The organism is Gillisia marina, from assembly GCF_000258765.1.
GTDB lineage: Bacteria > Bacteroidota > Bacteroidia > Flavobacteriales > Flavobacteriaceae > Gillisia > Gillisia marina.
The window spans coordinates 1-290 of sequence record NZ_AJLT01000112.1; the positions used below are offsets into that span (position 1 = coordinate 1).

Below are 290 nucleotides of genomic sequence, written 5' to 3' on the forward strand. Positions count from 1 at the left end.
TCTGTTTGAACATCAATCTTCCAAATATCCTGACAGCTACACTTCCCAAAGGCTACCGGTTGCACTAGTGTATTACGCAGAGTTCACAGATATTAACTACGCCATAGCCACAGAAAAACAAGTGAAAAACTGGTCCCGTGCAAAAAAGGAAGCCCTTATTGCAGGTGAGTTTAGTGAACTCCCTAATCTGGCAAAGAAAAATTTTTCGTAGTAAATTTCATTAAACCTTCCCTTAGTCGTTCTCGATACAAATTTCAAAACCGTCAGTTCGAGTGTTTTTTACCGAGGCG

1 protein-coding gene is annotated in these 290 nt (G+C 40.3%); it reads left to right on the top strand.

The window, feature by feature from the left end:
- Window positions 1–211: GIY-YIG nuclease family protein (locus ON07_RS16640; protein WP_029332074.1), on the top strand; the 211-nt coding region annotated here is incomplete at its 5' end.
- Between the last annotated feature and the right edge of the window lie 79 nt (window positions 212–290).